The 16140-nt window shown below is 44.4% G+C and carries 14 protein-coding genes; 8 read left to right on the top strand and 6 right to left on the bottom strand.

All coding sequences use genetic code 11. The annotated features are described in order from the left end of the window. Nucleotides 1-34: 34 nt before the first annotated feature. From ACLSU7_RS10085 to ACLSU7_RS10070, 4 genes are read left to right on the top strand one after another with little or no spacing between them, the layout of a single operon-like run. A complete protein-coding gene (locus ACLSU7_RS10085; RefSeq protein ID WP_413291756.1) occupies nucleotides 35-589 on the top strand; it encodes a hypothetical protein in 555 nt (184 codons plus the stop codon). An 18-nt stretch (nucleotides 590-607) separates the two neighbouring features. Continuing rightward, complete coding sequence (locus ACLSU7_RS10080; protein WP_413291755.1) at nucleotides 608-1789, top strand: acetyl-CoA C-acetyltransferase; 1182 nt, start codon at nucleotides 608-610, stop codon at nucleotides 1787-1789. Next, on the top strand, nucleotides 1790-2563 hold the full coding sequence (locus tag ACLSU7_RS10075) for an SDR family oxidoreductase (protein ID WP_413291754.1): 774 nt from the start codon (nucleotides 1790-1792) through the stop codon (nucleotides 2561-2563). A gap of 9 nt (nucleotides 2564-2572) precedes the next feature. Then, on the top strand, nucleotides 2573-3115 hold the full coding sequence (locus tag ACLSU7_RS10070) for an acyl-CoA thioesterase (protein ID WP_413291753.1): 543 nt from the start codon (nucleotides 2573-2575) through the stop codon (nucleotides 3113-3115). A gap of 41 nt (nucleotides 3116-3156) precedes the next feature. Here the strand turns inward: ACLSU7_RS10070 and ACLSU7_RS10065 are convergent, their stop codons facing one another. Both ACLSU7_RS10065 and ACLSU7_RS10060 read right to left on the bottom strand, forming a co-directional pair. Beyond that, entirely contained in the window at nucleotides 3157-3738 is a 582-nt protein-coding gene (locus tag ACLSU7_RS10065) for a class I SAM-dependent methyltransferase (protein WP_413291752.1), read from the bottom strand. Between the two features lie 8 nt (nucleotides 3739-3746). After that, on the bottom strand, nucleotides 3747-5063 hold the full coding sequence (locus tag ACLSU7_RS10060; protein ID WP_413291751.1) for an HD domain-containing protein: 1317 nt from the start codon (nucleotides 5061-5063) through the stop codon (nucleotides 3747-3749). A gap of 375 nt (nucleotides 5064-5438) precedes the next feature. On the opposite strand from ACLSU7_RS10060, the gene ACLSU7_RS10055 reads away from it, so the two are divergent. The 4 genes from ACLSU7_RS10055 to ACLSU7_RS10040 all read left to right on the top strand — a co-directional run bounded on the left by ACLSU7_RS10055 (nucleotide 5439) and on the right by ACLSU7_RS10040 (nucleotide 9695). After that, on the top strand, nucleotides 5439-6287 hold the full coding sequence (locus tag ACLSU7_RS10055; protein ID WP_088616335.1) for a flagellin: 849 nt from the start codon (nucleotides 5439-5441) through the stop codon (nucleotides 6285-6287). 564 nt (nucleotides 6288-6851) lie between these two features. Beyond that, a complete protein-coding gene (locus tag ACLSU7_RS10050; protein WP_413291750.1) occupies nucleotides 6852-7685 on the top strand; it encodes a flagellin in 834 nt (277 codons plus the stop codon). 124 nt (nucleotides 7686-7809) lie between these two features. Next, on the top strand, nucleotides 7810-8985 hold the full coding sequence (locus tag ACLSU7_RS10045) for a hypothetical protein (protein ID WP_413291749.1): 1176 nt from the start codon (nucleotides 7810-7812) through the stop codon (nucleotides 8983-8985). 152 nt (nucleotides 8986-9137) lie between these two features. Continuing rightward, nucleotides 9138-9695: a hypothetical protein gene (locus tag ACLSU7_RS10040; protein ID WP_413291748.1), complete on the top strand. Its 558-nt coding sequence runs from the start codon at nucleotides 9138-9140 to the stop codon at nucleotides 9693-9695. A gap of 52 nt (nucleotides 9696-9747) precedes the next feature. On the opposite strand, the gene ACLSU7_RS10035 is transcribed toward ACLSU7_RS10040, so the two are convergent. The 4 genes from ACLSU7_RS10035 to ACLSU7_RS10020 form a co-directional block, all read right to left on the bottom strand. Further along, complete coding sequence (locus tag ACLSU7_RS10035; protein ID WP_413291747.1) at nucleotides 9748-10518, bottom strand: LysR family transcriptional regulator; 771 nt, start codon at nucleotides 10516-10518, stop codon at nucleotides 9748-9750. A gap of 8 nt (nucleotides 10519-10526) precedes the next feature. After that, nucleotides 10527-12059 carry an ABC1 kinase family protein gene (locus ACLSU7_RS10030; protein WP_413291746.1) on the bottom strand — a complete coding sequence of 511 codons (1533 nt, stop codon included), beginning with the start codon at nucleotides 12057-12059 and terminating at the stop codon, nucleotides 10527-10529. 16 nt (nucleotides 12060-12075) lie between these two features. Continuing rightward, nucleotides 12076-14694, bottom strand: a complete 2619-nt coding sequence (gene rnr, locus ACLSU7_RS10025; RefSeq protein ID WP_413291745.1) for a ribonuclease R — start codon at nucleotides 14692-14694, stop codon at nucleotides 12076-12078. An 86-nt stretch (nucleotides 14695-14780) separates the two neighbouring features. Next, a complete protein-coding gene (locus ACLSU7_RS10020; RefSeq protein ID WP_413291744.1) occupies nucleotides 14781-15851 on the bottom strand; it encodes an outer membrane beta-barrel protein in 1071 nt (356 codons plus the stop codon). Between the last annotated feature and the right edge of the window lie 289 nt (nucleotides 15852-16140).

Here is a 16140-nt window from a genome sequence, read left to right as displayed (position 1 = left end):
AAGATTGGAACGCTATTTGAATAGGAATAGTGTCATGGGATACATTTGGTCCATCCTATTCTTTGTTTCCTCCTTTTTATGCGCTGGAAAGTGCATGGCTGGTGTTGAGCTTTCGACGACCAAAAAACTGGTGATTCCAGTAGATAATGTAACTCCCAAAATCACTTCACAAGACGTCAATAAAGTTATCCCCACTGATAATTTGGGTGCAGAAACAACTTCCACGATGATGGGCAAAATTGCCGATAGATCTTTTAATCTATGGTTCAATTCAGATGTTGTCCAAGAAAGTCTTCTGGGTCGAGTTGTGCAGGAAACTCAAGAGACACTAAAAACAGATGTCGTTGTTCCAGCAACTACTAAAACAGGTACTTCCCATAAATTTTCATTTAGAGTTGAAGCATTTCAAGCTCTCGCAAAGATGGAATATAAAGGATGGTTGAATGCGGCCGTGAATTACAACGCGCGTGCAGCAGAAACTGATGTTCAAGTTAAAGAGAGAGTCTTCTCTGACAAAGATCTTATCGTCAGTCACAAGGGAACAAGCCGCGACAGTCTAGCTATGATAGGCCTTGCTTGGCAGTGGTAATAAGCATACGCTTATGCCATGGAAAAAATCGTATTTATCTCCGGAAAAAGAACTCCATTTGGCGCCTTCGGCGGATCACTTAAAGATGTTTCAGGCACAGACCTGGGTGTTGTCGCTGCGAAAGCCACACTTGCGGCTGCAAATGTTTCTCCTGAAAAAATTGATCATGTGATTTTTGGCAATGTCGTCCAATCGGGCGCAGACGCTGCTTATCTTCCTCGCCACATCGGTTTGAAATCAGGCGTTCCAATTAATGTCGGCGCGCTGGGTGTGAATCGTCTGTGTGGGAGCGGTTTTCAATCTTGGGTGAATGCTGTTCAAATGATTCAAACCGGTGAAGCCACTGCCGTTCTTGCAGGTGGTGTTGAGCAGATGTCACAAATTCCTTACGTTGCCAGAAAAGTTCGCTTTGATGGTATGCGCATGGGGAATTTCGAGCTTGAAGATATGATGACGTCAGCATTGACGGATGCTTATGCGGGAACTCCGATGGCCATCACTGCCGAAAATTTAGCAGTGAAATATTCCATCACTCGCGAAATGGTCGATAAATATTCAATTCAATCTCAAACTCGTTACAAAGCAGCTTTTGATAAAGGTTACTTTGCAGAGGAGATTGCCCCTGTAACAGTGGAAACTCGCAAAGGTTCTGTTGTTATTGAAAAGGATGAACATCCAAAGCCGGATTCCACTTTAGAAAAACTAGCAACGATGAAGCCTGTCTTTAAAAAAGATGGCGTGGTAACTGCGGCTGGTGCCTCCGGAATCGTTGACGGTGCTGCTTGTTCTTTATTGATGGGTGAAAGCAAGGCGAAAGAGCTGGGTTTGAAACCTTTAGCTCGTATCGTAAGTTATGCTTCTGTGGGGTGTGAACCAAGCATCATGGGTATCGGTCCTGCTGGTGCAGCTCGTATGGCTTTGCAAAGAGCTGGTTTGACACTAGAGCAAATGGACTTGGTCGAAGTAAATGAAGCTTTCGCAGCTCAGTACTTGGCCGTCGAAAAAGAATTGAAACTCGATCCAGCAAAAACAAACGTAAATGGTGGCGCGATCGCCGTAGGACATCCTTTGGGTGCTTCTGGGACTCGTATCATGAATCACCTGGTTTATGAACTTCACCGCAGAAATGCCAAGTACGCTTTGGGTTCTGCTTGTATCGGTGGCGGTCAAGGTATCGCTATTATTATCGAAAGAGTTTAAATGGATAACAGCCTGAATTTGCACCAAAGAGTGGCCCTGATTGCAGGGCCGATGACGACAACAGTTTCTAGCATCGTAATGACTTTGACCAGAATGGGTGCAGATTGTGTGATTTTAGATCCTGATAAAACGGTGGCATCACCATTTATCAATCAAATCAACGACGCGCGCGAAATCAGCGATAAATACGGTCGCGCGATGGCTATCCAATCAGAACTAAAAACTCCAGAACAAATCAAAGACGCTGTCGGTAAAGCGGCAACAACTTTCGGCGGCTTGGATATTTATATCGACGCCAATATGATGCAAAAGCCTTCACCGATTCGCATGGATGGTGGCATTGATCTGGTTGATGAGTTGTTGGATCGCCATTTGAAACTTCCATTGATGCTAACCCAAGCGGTCATCGGTTATCTGAAAAGCCGTAAAAAAGGTCGCATCATTTATCTATTGAATGATTCTCCCGTGGCAAAAATCAAAGAAGACGTTATGGGACACGGTGTGCGTTCGGGTCTGATTGATTTTGCTGGTGCTTTGGCGAAACAAACTTCTGAATTTAATGTAACTGTGAACACACTGACCGTGGCGTTGACGGAGGAATACATTTTGGCTCACGATCCAGAATCTAAATCCATCAAAGAAGCGATGGAAAAAATGAAACTGATCGATCCGTCATTGAAAATCACCGAAGCAGATAAGATTTCTCAAACAGTGGCATTCCTAGTAAGTCCAATGGGTGCGACGATGAATGGTCAGAAGTTCTCTTTGTCGTAGGTCAACCGGATGAACTTAATTTTTCGTCTGATTTATACATTTTTGATTTCGCGCTTTCGCAGTAAAGTGGGGGCGTTGGAAGAGTGTCGTACTCCCTATCGCTGTTGGCCCACCGACTGTGATGTCTTGGGTCATATCAATAATGGCGTTTATTTTTCAATGCAGGACTTGGCCCGTATAGATTATATGATTCGCATGGGCGCAGCTCCTAAGTTTTCGGCCAACGGATGGTATCCCGTCGTGGCTGCGGAGCGCATGCGCTTCAAAAAGTCGATAAAGCCTTTTCAGAAATTTCAGATCTCCACACGTTTGGCTCACTGGGATGATAAATACACCTACATCGAGCACAAGTTTTTGGTTAAAGGGGAGCCGGTGGCGTGGGGAATGATTCGCGCGAGGTTCTTGAAAAAATCGGGCGGCTTGGTGTCCACTGAAGAACTGTTGGGCGTGTTGGGTATTCCTTTGCAGAAGCCAGAGATGCCAGCCCACCTGAAAGCCTGGGCCGAAGCCGAAGACCGCCACATCGAAGCAGTCCTTCCTACTAAATCTTAGATTTTAATGCTTATCAAATCGTGCGGAACTGGTGTCCCAAATTAGCGTTTAGCGATGATATGGTAGACGTGCCAGAACTTATCGGGACCGATGGCGGTTTTTCCCATGCCCTTGTCTTCGGATATTTTAAAAATAGGGAACGATTTTAGCATTTCGCGAATTTGAGATTCAGAATGGCCAGTGCAATGGCCATTTTTAACCCATTCATCCTCGGGTCCGAAAAAGTTCGCGGCAAATACGCATTCTTTCGCAAATGAAGCTTCGATTACTTTCCAAAACTCAGGAAAGGCTTCTGATTTACAAAAGGGCAGGCTTAGGGCTGCGTAGATCAAGGAAGCCGTTGGCAGACTTGTTAGTTTTTCGAACTCGGATTCGATGACACTGAGTCTTGAACTTTGATCCGCTGTTAAATTGTTTTTTAAAATTTTAATGCCTTCGGATTCTTTCTCGACAGCCGTTACTGTCCAGCCGTAATTAAGAAGATGAAGTGTATCTACGCCAGGCCCAGATCCCAATTCAATCGCAGTTTTAGGCATTTCATTTGAAACCTCTTTCAAGGCATTCAACAGCAAAGCCCGCACCGGACGATTCTTAATCTTTTCAAAATAGTCATTCCAAGACATAACTCGCCTTAGATTTTAATTGTGCGCAGGATCTTGTCAGCTCGTTCAAACTCTTCTGGCGCCACGTACAGACGATCGATGATACGAGTGCCTTCATAGCGGCGGAAGATTTCGGTCGACTGATTGATCGGAGTCGGATGGCTCCAAGGATCTAATTGATCGACGACGAAGATTTGCGACGCGCGCTCTTCGGGGGAAGCCGAGTGATATTTAGACAAGCGTGCGTGTGACGACGCCCAAATGACTTCCAGGCCTTCTTTTTCCAAAGCTTTTTTTACTAACTCTGGACGATCGGATTCCGTCGTATTGTGCTGCTCTAGCAAAACTTTGAACGGACGACGTTGTGCAATTCTTTGGGCCCATGGATTGTTCGCAGAACGCAAATGCTCGTGCAAACGGTAGTCATTGTACAAAGTGTATTCATCAATATTGCCTGGCAATTGGAATGTGCAATCTGGTGAAGTCAGATAGCGATTCAGCATCTCTTCATAGATGATCGACTTATGATGTCCGTAAACCATCAAATGCATGTGGTGGCGAGATATCAAGAAATCGTCGAAGGAATAAAGGGCTCTGCGGTTCAAGGCAAGATACAATTTATCTTCCACGCGGTGGAAAGTCATATTTTGAATCAACCAGTGAGAGTCGATTTTACCGTAGTTCGTTCCACAGAAATAGGAATCGCGCTCCAAGTAATCCATACGATCGGCATCGATTTCAGAAGAAACCAATTGCGAAAGAATAGGGCGGAAGTCCACTCCGTTATCCATAAAGAAATCATCCGGGCAGTGCAAAGCCTTATCGATCAAACAAGCGATATAGATAGGTGCGATATCAGAGAAGTTTTTTTCGATCGTCGTTGAGATGTTCGAATCAGTAACGTACTTGATCGTATAGTCTTCGTGATTCGCACGGCGATTTTTATACATCACTGTGTGCGCGGCATCTCCGTACTTAAGCTCTTCATCGTAAAGTTTGATTTTAAGTTCCGATAATTGCGGCATCACCGTTTCAGTAGTGTGCGACAGTGGCCCGTGACCCACATCATGAAGCAAAGCTGCCAAGCGAACCGTTTGGCACAATCTCGTTTTCACAGAAGGTTTTGAGAATGGATAAATACGGAAGATAGAATCAAACACTCTTCCCACCATGTGAGCAACGCCAACGGAATGCAGATAGCGATTGTGAGTGGCGCCAGGGAAACTCATCTCTGAGAAACCTAGTTGTTTGATGGCGCGAAGACGTTGGTATTCAGCGGTGTCTAAGATAGCTACTTCAGGCTCTGCATAATAGATCGAACCGTGAATGGGATCTCTGATTTCCACTAAAAACCTCCGCGAATGGGTGCTGAAACTAGGCAGATCTATATATGTAAGGTCAAAAGAGGGCTGTCAATCACAGCCAATTAGGCATTTTTGAGGTCAGGACGAGAGCACTAGCCCTAGCCCTGAGACATTTTCTTATGGTCTAGATACAGAATCCCGTATTGCTGATATGTAGTAATTTCAATAAGTTATGCCGCATCATACCCTCTGTTGACCTGATCTTTAGCCCAGATTTGCACTTTTTTGAGACGTATCACTTTAGGAATTTTGAGACACACCGATCAGTAAGGGGAGAGATGAACTACCCATCGGTACCAGTAAGGTGCCTCGAGTTTCAAGGATCGAAACTCGGTAAATCTTCAAGGAGGAGGAATTATGGGTTTACGTATTAACACGAATACAGCTTCGTTGAATGCACAAAGAGTTTTGTGGGGCACGAAGATTGGTCTTGATAAGAGCATGGAAAAGCTTGCTTCAGGATTCCGTATCAACCGCGCTGGTGACGATGCAGCCGGCCTAGCGATCTCTGAGAACTTAAAAGCTCAGGTTCGCGGTCTAAAACAAGCATCACGAAATGCTCAAGACGGTATCTCCCTAGTCCAAGTGGCTGAGGGCTCGATGAATGAGATCTCTGGGATCTTGATTCGTCTAAGAGAATTGTCTGTACAAGCAGCTTCTGACACGGTCGGACCGACTGAGCGTCAGTTCCTGAATGTGGAGTATGATCAATTGGTATCTGAGATCGATCGTATCGCAGAAGGTACAGAGTTCAACGGAACTCAACTTTTGGCGGGTGTCGGTTCTATCTTGGACTTCCAAGTAGGTACTAGAAATAATCCAGAAATCGACCGTATCTCTTTCGATGCTTCAAAAGCTGACGCAAACTCTGCGGCACTTGGTGTAAACTTGACGTCTGTAGCTGATAAAGCTTCTGCGCAAAATGCACTAGCAGCGATCGATACAGCAATCGTAAGCGTTTCCGCGATGAGAGCTGACTTCGGTGCGATCCAAAATCGTCTTCAATCAACTGTTTCTAATATCCAAGTTTCAGTTGAGAATATGTCAGCCGCTAACTCTCGTATCAGAGATGTGGATGTAGCTGAAGAGACATCTGAAATGACTAGAAATAATATCTTGTTGCAAGCAGGTACTAGCGTACTAGCACAAGCGAACCAACAAGCTAACGTAGCACTTGGACTCTTGAACAAATCTTTCCAAGGTTAATAGTCACATGAACTTATCCTAACAAGGATGCTAGGGTAAGTTCCGACTCCGACCATGAAAGACCGGTTCACGATCTTATCTTCAATGATCAGATCACCCTCATAGAGAACACTCATCAAAATTGGTGAGTGGTTCCGAGTGTACAAAGCCCGAAGCTCACTTTACGAGCTGACAATTGATCTCTGTTTCCTGCGAACGGCACCCCATAGAAATATGGGGTACCATATTTCTACTGGATAGTTAGAAATTGGAAATTGGAAGTTGATCGGGGATGGTATTTTGTTTTTTCTTTTTTTCGACGGAGTCTTCCGTTGATTGCGACTTTCTTGTCGCTGACTGCTCGTGTGCTTTGCACACTCGATGTGATCTAAAAAATTCCCTTAGAAATAATTTAAAAAATTTGAATGAAACTGGACTCGAGTGACTTCATTTTTTTTCCGATGAGAATAGCGTCAGCTTATCGCAAGCAGACAGATTATTAATTTAACAGACGCACGGATCGCGTCTTATGCCAATGGATGGCAACACTTCACGGAGGAAGAAACATGATGCACGGAGGATAGAGTGGGATTAAGAATTGGTACAAACGTGTCAGCGTTGAATGCACAAAAAAACCTGTACATGACACGAATCAACGCAGATAAATCAATGGCAAGATTGGCTTCTGGACAAAGAATCAATCAAGCTGCAGACGATGCTGCGGGACTTGCGATTAGTGAGAATTTGAAGGGTCAAATTCGTGGTATGCGCCAAGCTAACAGAAATGCCAACGACGGTATCTCTTTAGTTCAGGTTGCAGAGGGTAGCTTGAATGAAGTTTCCAATATGCTTATCCGCTTGAGAGAGTTGGGTGTGCAGGCAGCTTCTGACACTATTGGTAATACAGAAAGAAAGTTCCTGGATGTCGAGTATCAACAATTGAAATCTGAGATTCAGCGTGTAACTGAATCAACGAAATTCAATGGATATGAGCTTCTAAATGGAACGGGCGGAATGATTGATATTCAAGTTGGTGTTAACAATGATCCATTCCAGGATCGTATTAGCTTCAACGCCGGTGCAGCGAACTCATCGCTGGACTCCTTGGGATTGACTGCGGAATCAGTTGGTACCAAAGAAGGCGCTCAAACGAGCTTGAGCTTAATCGATAGCGCTTTGACTTCGGTAAATGCGATTCGTGCGAACTTCGGTGCGCTACAAAATCGTCTGGTTTCAACATCGAATAACTTGTTGATTGCAGATGAAAACTTGTCAGCAGCGAACTCTCGAATCAGAGATACTGACGTGGCAGCAGAGACTTCTGAGATGACAAGAAATAACATCTTGTTGCAAGCAGGTGTGTCTGTATTGGGTCAGGCGAATCAGTCCCAACAATTGGCACTGAAACTCTTGGGCTAAGAGCTTAAATAACGAAAGTTTCTATTCAACCCCCGGTGGTAAAAGCCTCCGGGGGTTTGTTTTTCGTTTCAATTGATTTTCAAGACGCCACATTTCGCAAAAAGTCAGAATAAACGGTTGATTCATGGCTGCAAATTTGGAATTTAGAGCCATGAACAAAATCGCCGCATTTTTACTTAGCTGCCTGACTTCTTTTTCAGCATTTGGTTTCTGGGATTTGAACGACGTTTCTTACCTGATGCCTCTTCCCCGCAAAGTGGGGCAAGACCAACTTTTAAGTCTGAAATCAAACGGCGCGGGCGGGCCGATTTTACCAGTTCGTTTCATGGACACGATTCCACCACTGTCTCCAGTGATGACACAGGATCAGACCAACGAAGCTTTGCGTGTCGTAGCGATGCGTATTGATCCTTGTTTTCCACTTCCCACGCCACAAAATTGTCAGCGCCAGCTGCGTTTAGTGTGGCAGCCTTTAGAGGACGGTCGTTTCAAAGCTCAAACAGTGGATGCAGCACTTCACTCTTTCTATGTTTTGACAGATGAAGAGTTCATTTCTTTGCTAAATGACCTGCAAGCTTGGAAGTACAAATACCAAATGAACACGACGGGTTTACCATTGCAAGTTCACCCAGTGTGGGCTCACGTTCAGGAAAACCACTCATCCATCACTGATTTCAACAACATCGTTTTAAAATATGCGGGATTAAAAAACCTTTCCCGTGTGACGGCAATGGTTTTACGCGGTGCTGGTGACATGTGGGCTTTTGGTGGATTTGACGTTAAGGGCGGAAAGCTTCAAATGTTTAAAATTCATCGCACAGATCGCGCAGCCCAGGCCTTTATCAATCGCGCCGTTCCCGCAGACCACTTTGATCAGGGAATGATTTCTCCAGCGCCAGAGGGCAACGATACGATCAATAAGATCATTGTAAATTCGGCGAATCTGCAAACGGGAAATGAAGAACTCATCCGCAAGGAAGTTTTCGCTGCTTATCGCATCGAGAATCCTAAAGTCTTTCATGCTGAAAATATGGACTGTGTGAGTTGCCACGTGGCTCAGACGGCTCGCGACTGGGCTTTTAAAAAACGTGCTGACATCAACTATACTGATCTGTTTCAAGCAGCATCCTATCAAAACGCAAAATATAATATGCAAAACGTCACACCTATTCTGGGTCATACACAGAACATCCGTGCGTTTGGATACTTCATTGAAAACGTAGCCATCAGCCAACGTGTGATCAATGAATCTGCTGAAGTGGCAGACGTCATTAATCAGTTTGTCTCTTCCCAACGATAATTATCGGTCCTGTTTTAAGCTACATTGAAAGGCGACAGAAGTGTCGCCTTTTTCATGTCTTTCATCCACCGACTTGCGTCCCTCTCCTTGTTAGTTCCGAATAAGAGCTACACAAAAATATTTCCAATCAAGGAAGATAAAAGGAGAGATTCATGAAGAAGCTGCTCGTTGTTTTAGCTGTAGGTTTGGCAGGTATGGTCGCGAAAGCGGAAACTGCAGACATGTCTATGATGACTGATGACGTATCAATGCAGGGTGGTCGCACGTGGGTGTGCGGTATGCACTTTAAAGGTACATCTAAAGGATTCAAAATCATCGCAGGTAAATTCAAAACAACTGCGTATGGTACTTTGAAATGTACAAGTTTTAATGGCACAAAATGGAGTCGTCCTGTGAAAATCACAATGGGCGCTCATTGCATTGGGCCTCAAGTGGGTCTTGGTTGGTTGAAATTCCACGGTATCGGTGGCGAGCTTAGCTTATTCAACGCTGATCCAGACGTAATCTTGGGTAAATACTTGGCAGTAAATGGTGATGCAGCGGTGATCATCGGTGCAGGCTCTTTCAGAGCAGTTAAAGTGGGCTGGCCACAACTTGCTATGAATATGTCTATCAAACTTGACGCTGGTTTGGGTGTAACGGTTGGTCTTGATCACCTTTACATCTCTGAAAACGGTGGCGAAGTTATTGAACCGCCAACTCCACACTAGTTTTAGTTAGAGTTAAAATGAAAAGAGGATCTGTTTTGCAGATCCTCTTTTTTTATTCGCTGATGGCTTCAGTGATGTTTTCCCACAGGACCGGATTTAATAGTTCTGAACCAATCATCAAAACCGGTTCCGCATCTTTGGCTTTACCGCGCTTAGCTTCTGTTGGCAGATGTCCGGTTCCACCGGTTTCGTTTAACCAAGAACGACGTACTGACAAGGAATTCGAAACAAAGATGTGTGGAAAGCGCTCCAACTCTTTTTTATTAGCGCGGCCGTATTCAAAAGTACTTAAAACAGCATAGTTTTTGTTACTTTCAATCAGTTCCAGTTTTTGAAAGCCTAACTCTGTCAGATATTTAAACTTCTGACGTCCCGGGGATTTCGAGGTAAAGATCAAATCCAGATTTCCGGAAAGAAAGTTCGCTTCAAGTTCATTTAAGTCAAAGATATCCAAGGTGATTTTTGTGACGCCGACTTCTTTAAAGCACTGGCGACATGTGTTCATCGCAAAGTCTGAAAGACCTTCCAAAGTACCTATGTGAAGTTCGCCGACCATTTGGTTATTGCTGATACCTTGCAGTTCCGTTTCCAGTCTGCGTATGGATTTTTCAAAAATTTCTGAGAGCTGAAAAGCGACGGCCGTCCAACCAGATTTTCTTTTCGCTGAACGATCCAAAAGAACGATTTTTAGTTCGTCTTCGATTTTTGCGATAATTCGGGAGAGTTGGGGCTGGCTGAGTCCCACGTGCAAGGCGGCAGCAGAAAGATTTTTAAAATTCACAGCTTTCGCTAAAATACTCATTTCATAATACAACTGCTGCATCTGAGTTCCTATGACTTCTTAATGTAATTAATGAAAGCAATAAATCCGATGGCCATCGCTAGACCAAAACCAATAAAACTCATAGTTGGAATTCCGGCGATATGATTTTCTGTCGGGTGAACGGAAATATAGGCTGAACTTAAAATCAAAGAGCCGATAATCACGCCTAAGAATAAAAGATTAAAAGAAACCTCGATGGATTTCTTTAGATCAGTTAATTCTGCCACTTTTAGGCGGAAGGAGTGGTCAGGGCTATTGATTTTTCTAAAATAGAAATTCAGCTGACGAGGCAAGGCATTCAGAAAGCTTCGGGATTCCCGTGCAATCTGCGACATCTCGTCCATTACTCTTGCCGGACCTAATTGAGTTTTTGCCAGGTCCCCAGCAAAGGCCAATGAGTATTGAAGGAAGTCGAAATCTTTATGAAGTTTTCTGCCAATGCCCTCAATAGAAATAATCGATTTAAAGAACATCATAAGTTCGGTCGGAACTTTGATATGATGTCTTGCCGCAATTCCCGAAGATCTTAAAAGCAATTTACCCAAATTAACGTTTTTAAGTGTCAATCCATAGTAAGGAGCAATCAATTCACGCAGTTCCTTGGCGAACAGATCCACGTTCACTTGATCCGAGAAAGGAGCCAAATCCACGTACTCGAACGCCAAACGTTCATAATCTTCTGTGGAAAGTGCCAAAAGCATATTTGCAATTGTCGCTTGAGTGCGTTTATTCAAACGTCCCACAACGCCAAAGTCGATAAGGCCGATGTGATTATCAGGCAGAATAAAGAAATTTCCTGCATGCAAATCACCATGGAAAAGGCCGTCTTCAAACACCATTTGCAGATAAGCACCCAAAGCGCGCTTAATCACCTCGTGAGAGTCGATGCCTTCGCGAGTAAGCGTGGGTTCTGCACTTAAGGGAACTCCAGGAAGTGCTTCCATGATTAATACGCGCTCAGTGGAAAGATCCAGGTGAACTCGTGGAATTTTTATTGTGGAATCGTCTTTGAAGTTTTCTTTAAAGCGGCGAATGTTATTTGCTTCAACGATAAAGTCAGTTTCAAGCTCCAGAGTTTTAAAGTACTCCTGTACGATCGCTTGAGGATTAAAGGGACGACTTTCTGGAACATAGGTTTCCAAGAGGTCCGATAGCAAATAAAGAACATTCAAATCGTCATTGATAGTTTGGATGATGCCCGGACGTTGAACTTTGATAACTACGTCTTCGCCTGTGGAGAGGCGGGCCTTGTGAACCTGCGCGATGCTCGCTGAACCTAAAGGCTCGGGCTCAATACTGGAAAATGTTTTATAAAGCATCTCGCCGAATTCGTCCTTTAAAACACCTTCAATAACTGAAAAGGGCAAAGGCTGAACACGATCATGGAGCTTTTCGAATTCATTGATATAAGCTTCAGGAACCAAATCGGGACGAGTCGCTAAGAGTTGTCCCAACTTTACGAAAGTGGGACCTAACTCTTCAAAACTCATACGCATCCGCTCTGGCATTGAATAGGTTTCAATGTCAGAGGATGCATTCAAGCGGTCGATGATGAATCTACCGAGTTTTACCTTTTCCGCGACCTTGTGAAACCCGTGCTTTGCGAACACCCCGACTATCGTTCGAAGTCTGGCCGCGTTTTTTAGAGTCTTTCCGATTTGGCTTCCGGTCTTTAAGGCTGTCACTATTCTTCTCCGAGTTTTCGTCATTATCACGAAGTTTGCTTTGCTCGGCAAACAGCAATTTCTTACTTAATTTCGGTTTGTCCTGAGAGTCTTCTCTGTTGGCTTTACGTAACTCTGCCGGGCCCAGGATCATGCGGAGCAGATTTTCATCCGGTCCCTTTTTCTCTTGGCCTTCGTTAGCAGGGCGGAATTGGAAAGCTTTCTGTTGCTTTTCTTCGCGTCCACCTTGTTCTTCGCGTTTATCACCAAAGAAGCGTGATTTCTGATTTGGATTCCTAGTTTCGTTCTGAGTCTTCTTAGGACCGCCACGTTCTTGATTGCGACGATTTTTTTGGTCCTTGTGACCTTTACGATCTTCACGAACGCTAAAGGACTTTTCATCCTTAGGGCCACGGCGATCTGTCTGACGACGATCCTCACCACGACGGCGGTCCTCACCGCTCCATTCGTTATTTTGTTTTTCTTTCTTACGCAGACGATTCAGATACTTTTCGGCAGATTTAGCGGCTGGGGATTTACCTTCGCCAGTTTCGTCGTCAAATTCCTGATCCATTTCGTCTTTGATTTCCATGCCAGCTTTAACAAAGTTAATTTGACCCAACTCCGGATCAGCGGCGGAAACTTGGATACGGATATTATCGCCGATATTATAGGACATTCCCGAACGCTTCGCGATCAGGCGCAGGTTTTCTTCGTCGAACTCCCACTTGTCATTACCAAGGTCGTCCAGGCGAACCAACCCATCGATATCGTATTCACGAAGGAGGACAAAGATACCAAACTTTGCCACCGAACTGATCATGCCATCGAACTCTTGACCCAGGAATTTTTCCATGAAGCGGGCTTTTTTGATCGATTGCACCTGACGTTCTGCTTTTGTAGATCTTTGCTCGGCTGCGGATAAAATTGTTCCTGCTGAAGCCAGATCATCTTCGCTCATCAGGCGGTATTGATTGCTTTTAACCACTTGAGTTTTAAGCAGACGATGAATGATCAAATCGGGGTAACGACGGATCGGGGAGGTAAAGTGAGCATAGAACTCAAAACCCAAACCAAAGTGGCCCACATTGTTCGGGCTGTATTTAGCTTGGCTCATTGATCTTAGGGTCAGGATATTTAGAATTTGTGCTTCGGGGCGATTTTCAAACTCTTCCAAAGCTTTCGTCAGTCGTTTTTGTAATTTGCCCTGACCTAGCTTCGTTTTGCCACCAAAGGTCGCCATGTACTTTTCAAGAGTACGGATAGCCATTTCATTCGGTGGTTCATGGATACGATAAAGAGCAGGAACGTTTTTACCGTGAAGGAATTTTGCCACACCCACGTTTGCAGCAAGCATCATCTCTTCAATCAGGCGATGGGCGAACAGGCGTTCGGAACGTTGAATATCAATAGGCACACCAGCACCATCGATAACCAATTCCGTTTCTGGGATTTCAAGATCCAAAGAACCTTCTTTAAACCTTTTCGCCATCAGAATCTTTGCCAGGTCGGCCAGGCGAAGGATGTTGTCCTTCACATGATTGAACTTTTCATCCCCATTGCCGTCGATAACTTCCTGGGCTTGACCATAGGTTACGCGAGCTTTGCTTTCCATCACCGCTTCATAGAAGTCGGATTTGGTCATCTCACCGTTAAAGTCGAACTGCATTTCTGCAACCATGCACAGGCGGGGAACGTGAGGATTCAAAGAACAAAGTCCATTACTTAAAACTTCTGGAAGCATCGGCACCACAAAGTTCGGGAAGTAAACGGAAGTACCGCGTTCATAAGCATCACGGTCAATGGCTGAACCAGTTTGTACATAGTGGCTGACATCGGCGATGGCAACGTAAAGCAGGAATCCTTCGCTGTTCATTTCCACATAAACAGCATCGTCAAAGTCTTTCGCTGTCGCGCCGTCGATTGTGATCAAATCAATGCCGCGCAAATCTGTACGGCCTTTATAATCTTTTTCTTCAGGAACTTCCTTAAACCGTTTGGCTTCTTCCAAAGTGTCAGCAGAAAATTCCTGAGGAATGTTAGAGGACAAAATCACGCGTTTGATATCAGTAAGTGGATCTAAAGCATCTCCGATGACGGAGGTCACTTTACCAGTAAAGGGCTTTCCGTCCTCCGGGTAAGTCAGAACTTCAGCAGCAACCAATTCCTTATCTTTTGCCTGCATGGAGTCTTCGATTTTAATCTTAAGATCCTGGCCCCAACCTTTGCCTTCATCACGTAGAATTCCGATTTTATCATTCAGACGATAAAAGCGGCCCACAAAAGTTTTCGTTCCTCTTTGTACGACACGGATAATGTCGCCGCGGAAGCGATCGCTGTTTTTTTCAGGGTAGACTTCGACGGTGACCTTATCATTGGTCATCACGCCTTCCATAGAGTTGCGAGGAATATAAACATCGGGGTGTTCCTTATCTTCAGGGATAAAGAAACCGAAGCCATCTGGATGTCTTTTGATTGTGCCGGTAAGGATGGACTTTTTATGAGTGCTCAAGGTTGCTTCCTTTACTAAGACTAATGGTAGCACACTTGATTGGGATGTCGAAAAAAAAGGGACCCTCGGGGTCCCTTTTTAAGGAATTAAAACTTTGCTAAAACACCCAGTGTTAACAGTTGGGCATTTTCGGTTAGATTACCGTCAGCATCGGTGAAACATTTTTCATCTGCGTGATCAGAGCGGTACTCTACATAGACGTTCAGATTTTGATTGAGTTCGATTTTATCATTCAAAGTCAGGGAATTTACGGTGTCTGCAGTGCCATAAACGGCTGCATCAAACTCAGTTAAATGCTGAGCCCCGCGGATCATTTCATAGCGAGCAGCAAAAGAGTTGTTCCAAAGTTTATAATTTACCACCACTCCCAGATCGTTTGTCCAATTGGCGATATCGGAATTTGGCTTATAAGATTTGGAATCGTTCATGACTGCAATCATCCAAGAATCGTTGATACGATAGGACGCCCAGACGTTGCTAGATGTGTTTTCAGCTGTCCCAAGCGTCGGTGCCTGCGCAGAATCTTTACCAAAATAGTAACCGACGAACCATTGAAGGTCGCCCAATGTACCATTCGCAGAAATTTCTGTGGTTTTTGTCGGTGTATAGTCATCACCAAACATGTTGTACTTGGACTGATTATAAGTTGAAACCGTTGCCGTCAAAAGATCGCTCATCACGTATCTTGCGCGCAAACCTTCACCATAACCTGGAGTGATTCCTTGAAATGCGATCGAGTAGCCGTAAAAAAGATTTTCTGATCGTAAAACGGATTCATAACCCATGGTCGTCAAGAAACGACCTGCACCTATATATATGTTAGGAAGTGGCTTGTAGTAGACCTCGACCTGATCCAACATTCCCAGATCGCTTGTGGATTTAGTTTCTGGCGTCGTCGCAGTTACATAAGTAGTTGGTGTGTAAACCAGGCGAGCCAACACGGAGATCTGTTCCGTTTCTTTCTTGGCTAGGATTTGGCTGGTATTCAGACGGTAAGTTTCATTGGGTGCAGCGCCTGAAAACGGGATGGCAATACCATCTTGCGAGAAGTTATAATCGAAGGCGATCTCACCATTCACAGTGATTCCACCAATATCAGCAGCATTCACAGAAGAAGCAGCGAGAGTTATGAATGCAAGTAGCTTAAAAATACGCACCAGTTTCTCCTTTATAAGTTTTGTTTATTGGATTCGTTCATCTTCATTTTGTCATTTCCCCACTAAGAGAACAGACCTAGGTCCAGTTAAATGACATAATCATGTAACATCACTGGACCATCATCGAGGTTCTTAAGACTAGATTGGGATTTTGCGTCAATCAAAGTTGTTTTGCCCCTAAGTAAACGGCGATTTCCATGTGGATATCTTGAAATTTTTTGTGCGCGCGTGTGAGTTTTTTAGAATGATTTGTCTGCATAAAAATCGCTGCCAATGCGGATTTGCGTGG

The sequence above is a fragment of the Bdellovibrio sp. HCB185ZH genome (genome assembly GCF_047302455.1).
Taxonomy (GTDB): domain Bacteria; phylum Bdellovibrionota; class Bdellovibrionia; order Bdellovibrionales; family Bdellovibrionaceae; genus Bdellovibrio.
This window is presented reverse-complemented; position numbering and strand designations above follow the sequence as displayed.

Excerpts from the sequence above, each read along its gene's own strand:
- ACLSU7_RS10085 (WP_413291756.1), top strand. The coding sequence starts at position 35 with ATGGGATACATTTGGTCCATCCTATTCTTTGTTTCCTCCTTTTTATGC.
- ACLSU7_RS10080 (WP_413291755.1), top strand. The coding sequence starts at position 608 with ATGGAAAAAATCGTATTTATCTCCGGAAAAAGAACTCCATTTGGCGCC.
- ACLSU7_RS10075 (WP_413291754.1), top strand. The coding sequence starts at position 1,790 with ATGGATAACAGCCTGAATTTGCACCAAAGAGTGGCCCTGATTGCAGGG.
- ACLSU7_RS10070 (WP_413291753.1), top strand. The coding sequence starts at position 2,573 with ATGAACTTAATTTTTCGTCTGATTTATACATTTTTGATTTCGCGCTTT.
- ACLSU7_RS10065 (WP_413291752.1), bottom strand. The coding sequence starts at position 3,738 with ATGTCTTGGAATGACTATTTTGAAAAGATTAAGAATCGTCCGGTGCGG.
- ACLSU7_RS10055 (WP_088616335.1), top strand. The coding sequence starts at position 5,439 with ATGGGTTTACGTATTAACACGAATACAGCTTCGTTGAATGCACAAAGA.
- ACLSU7_RS10045 (WP_413291749.1), top strand. The coding sequence starts at position 7,810 with ATGGCTGCAAATTTGGAATTTAGAGCCATGAACAAAATCGCCGCATTT.
- ACLSU7_RS10040 (WP_413291748.1), top strand. The coding sequence starts at position 9,138 with ATGAAGAAGCTGCTCGTTGTTTTAGCTGTAGGTTTGGCAGGTATGGTC.
- ACLSU7_RS10035 (WP_413291747.1), bottom strand. The coding sequence starts at position 10,518 with ATGCAGCAGTTGTATTATGAAATGAGTATTTTAGCGAAAGCTGTGAAT.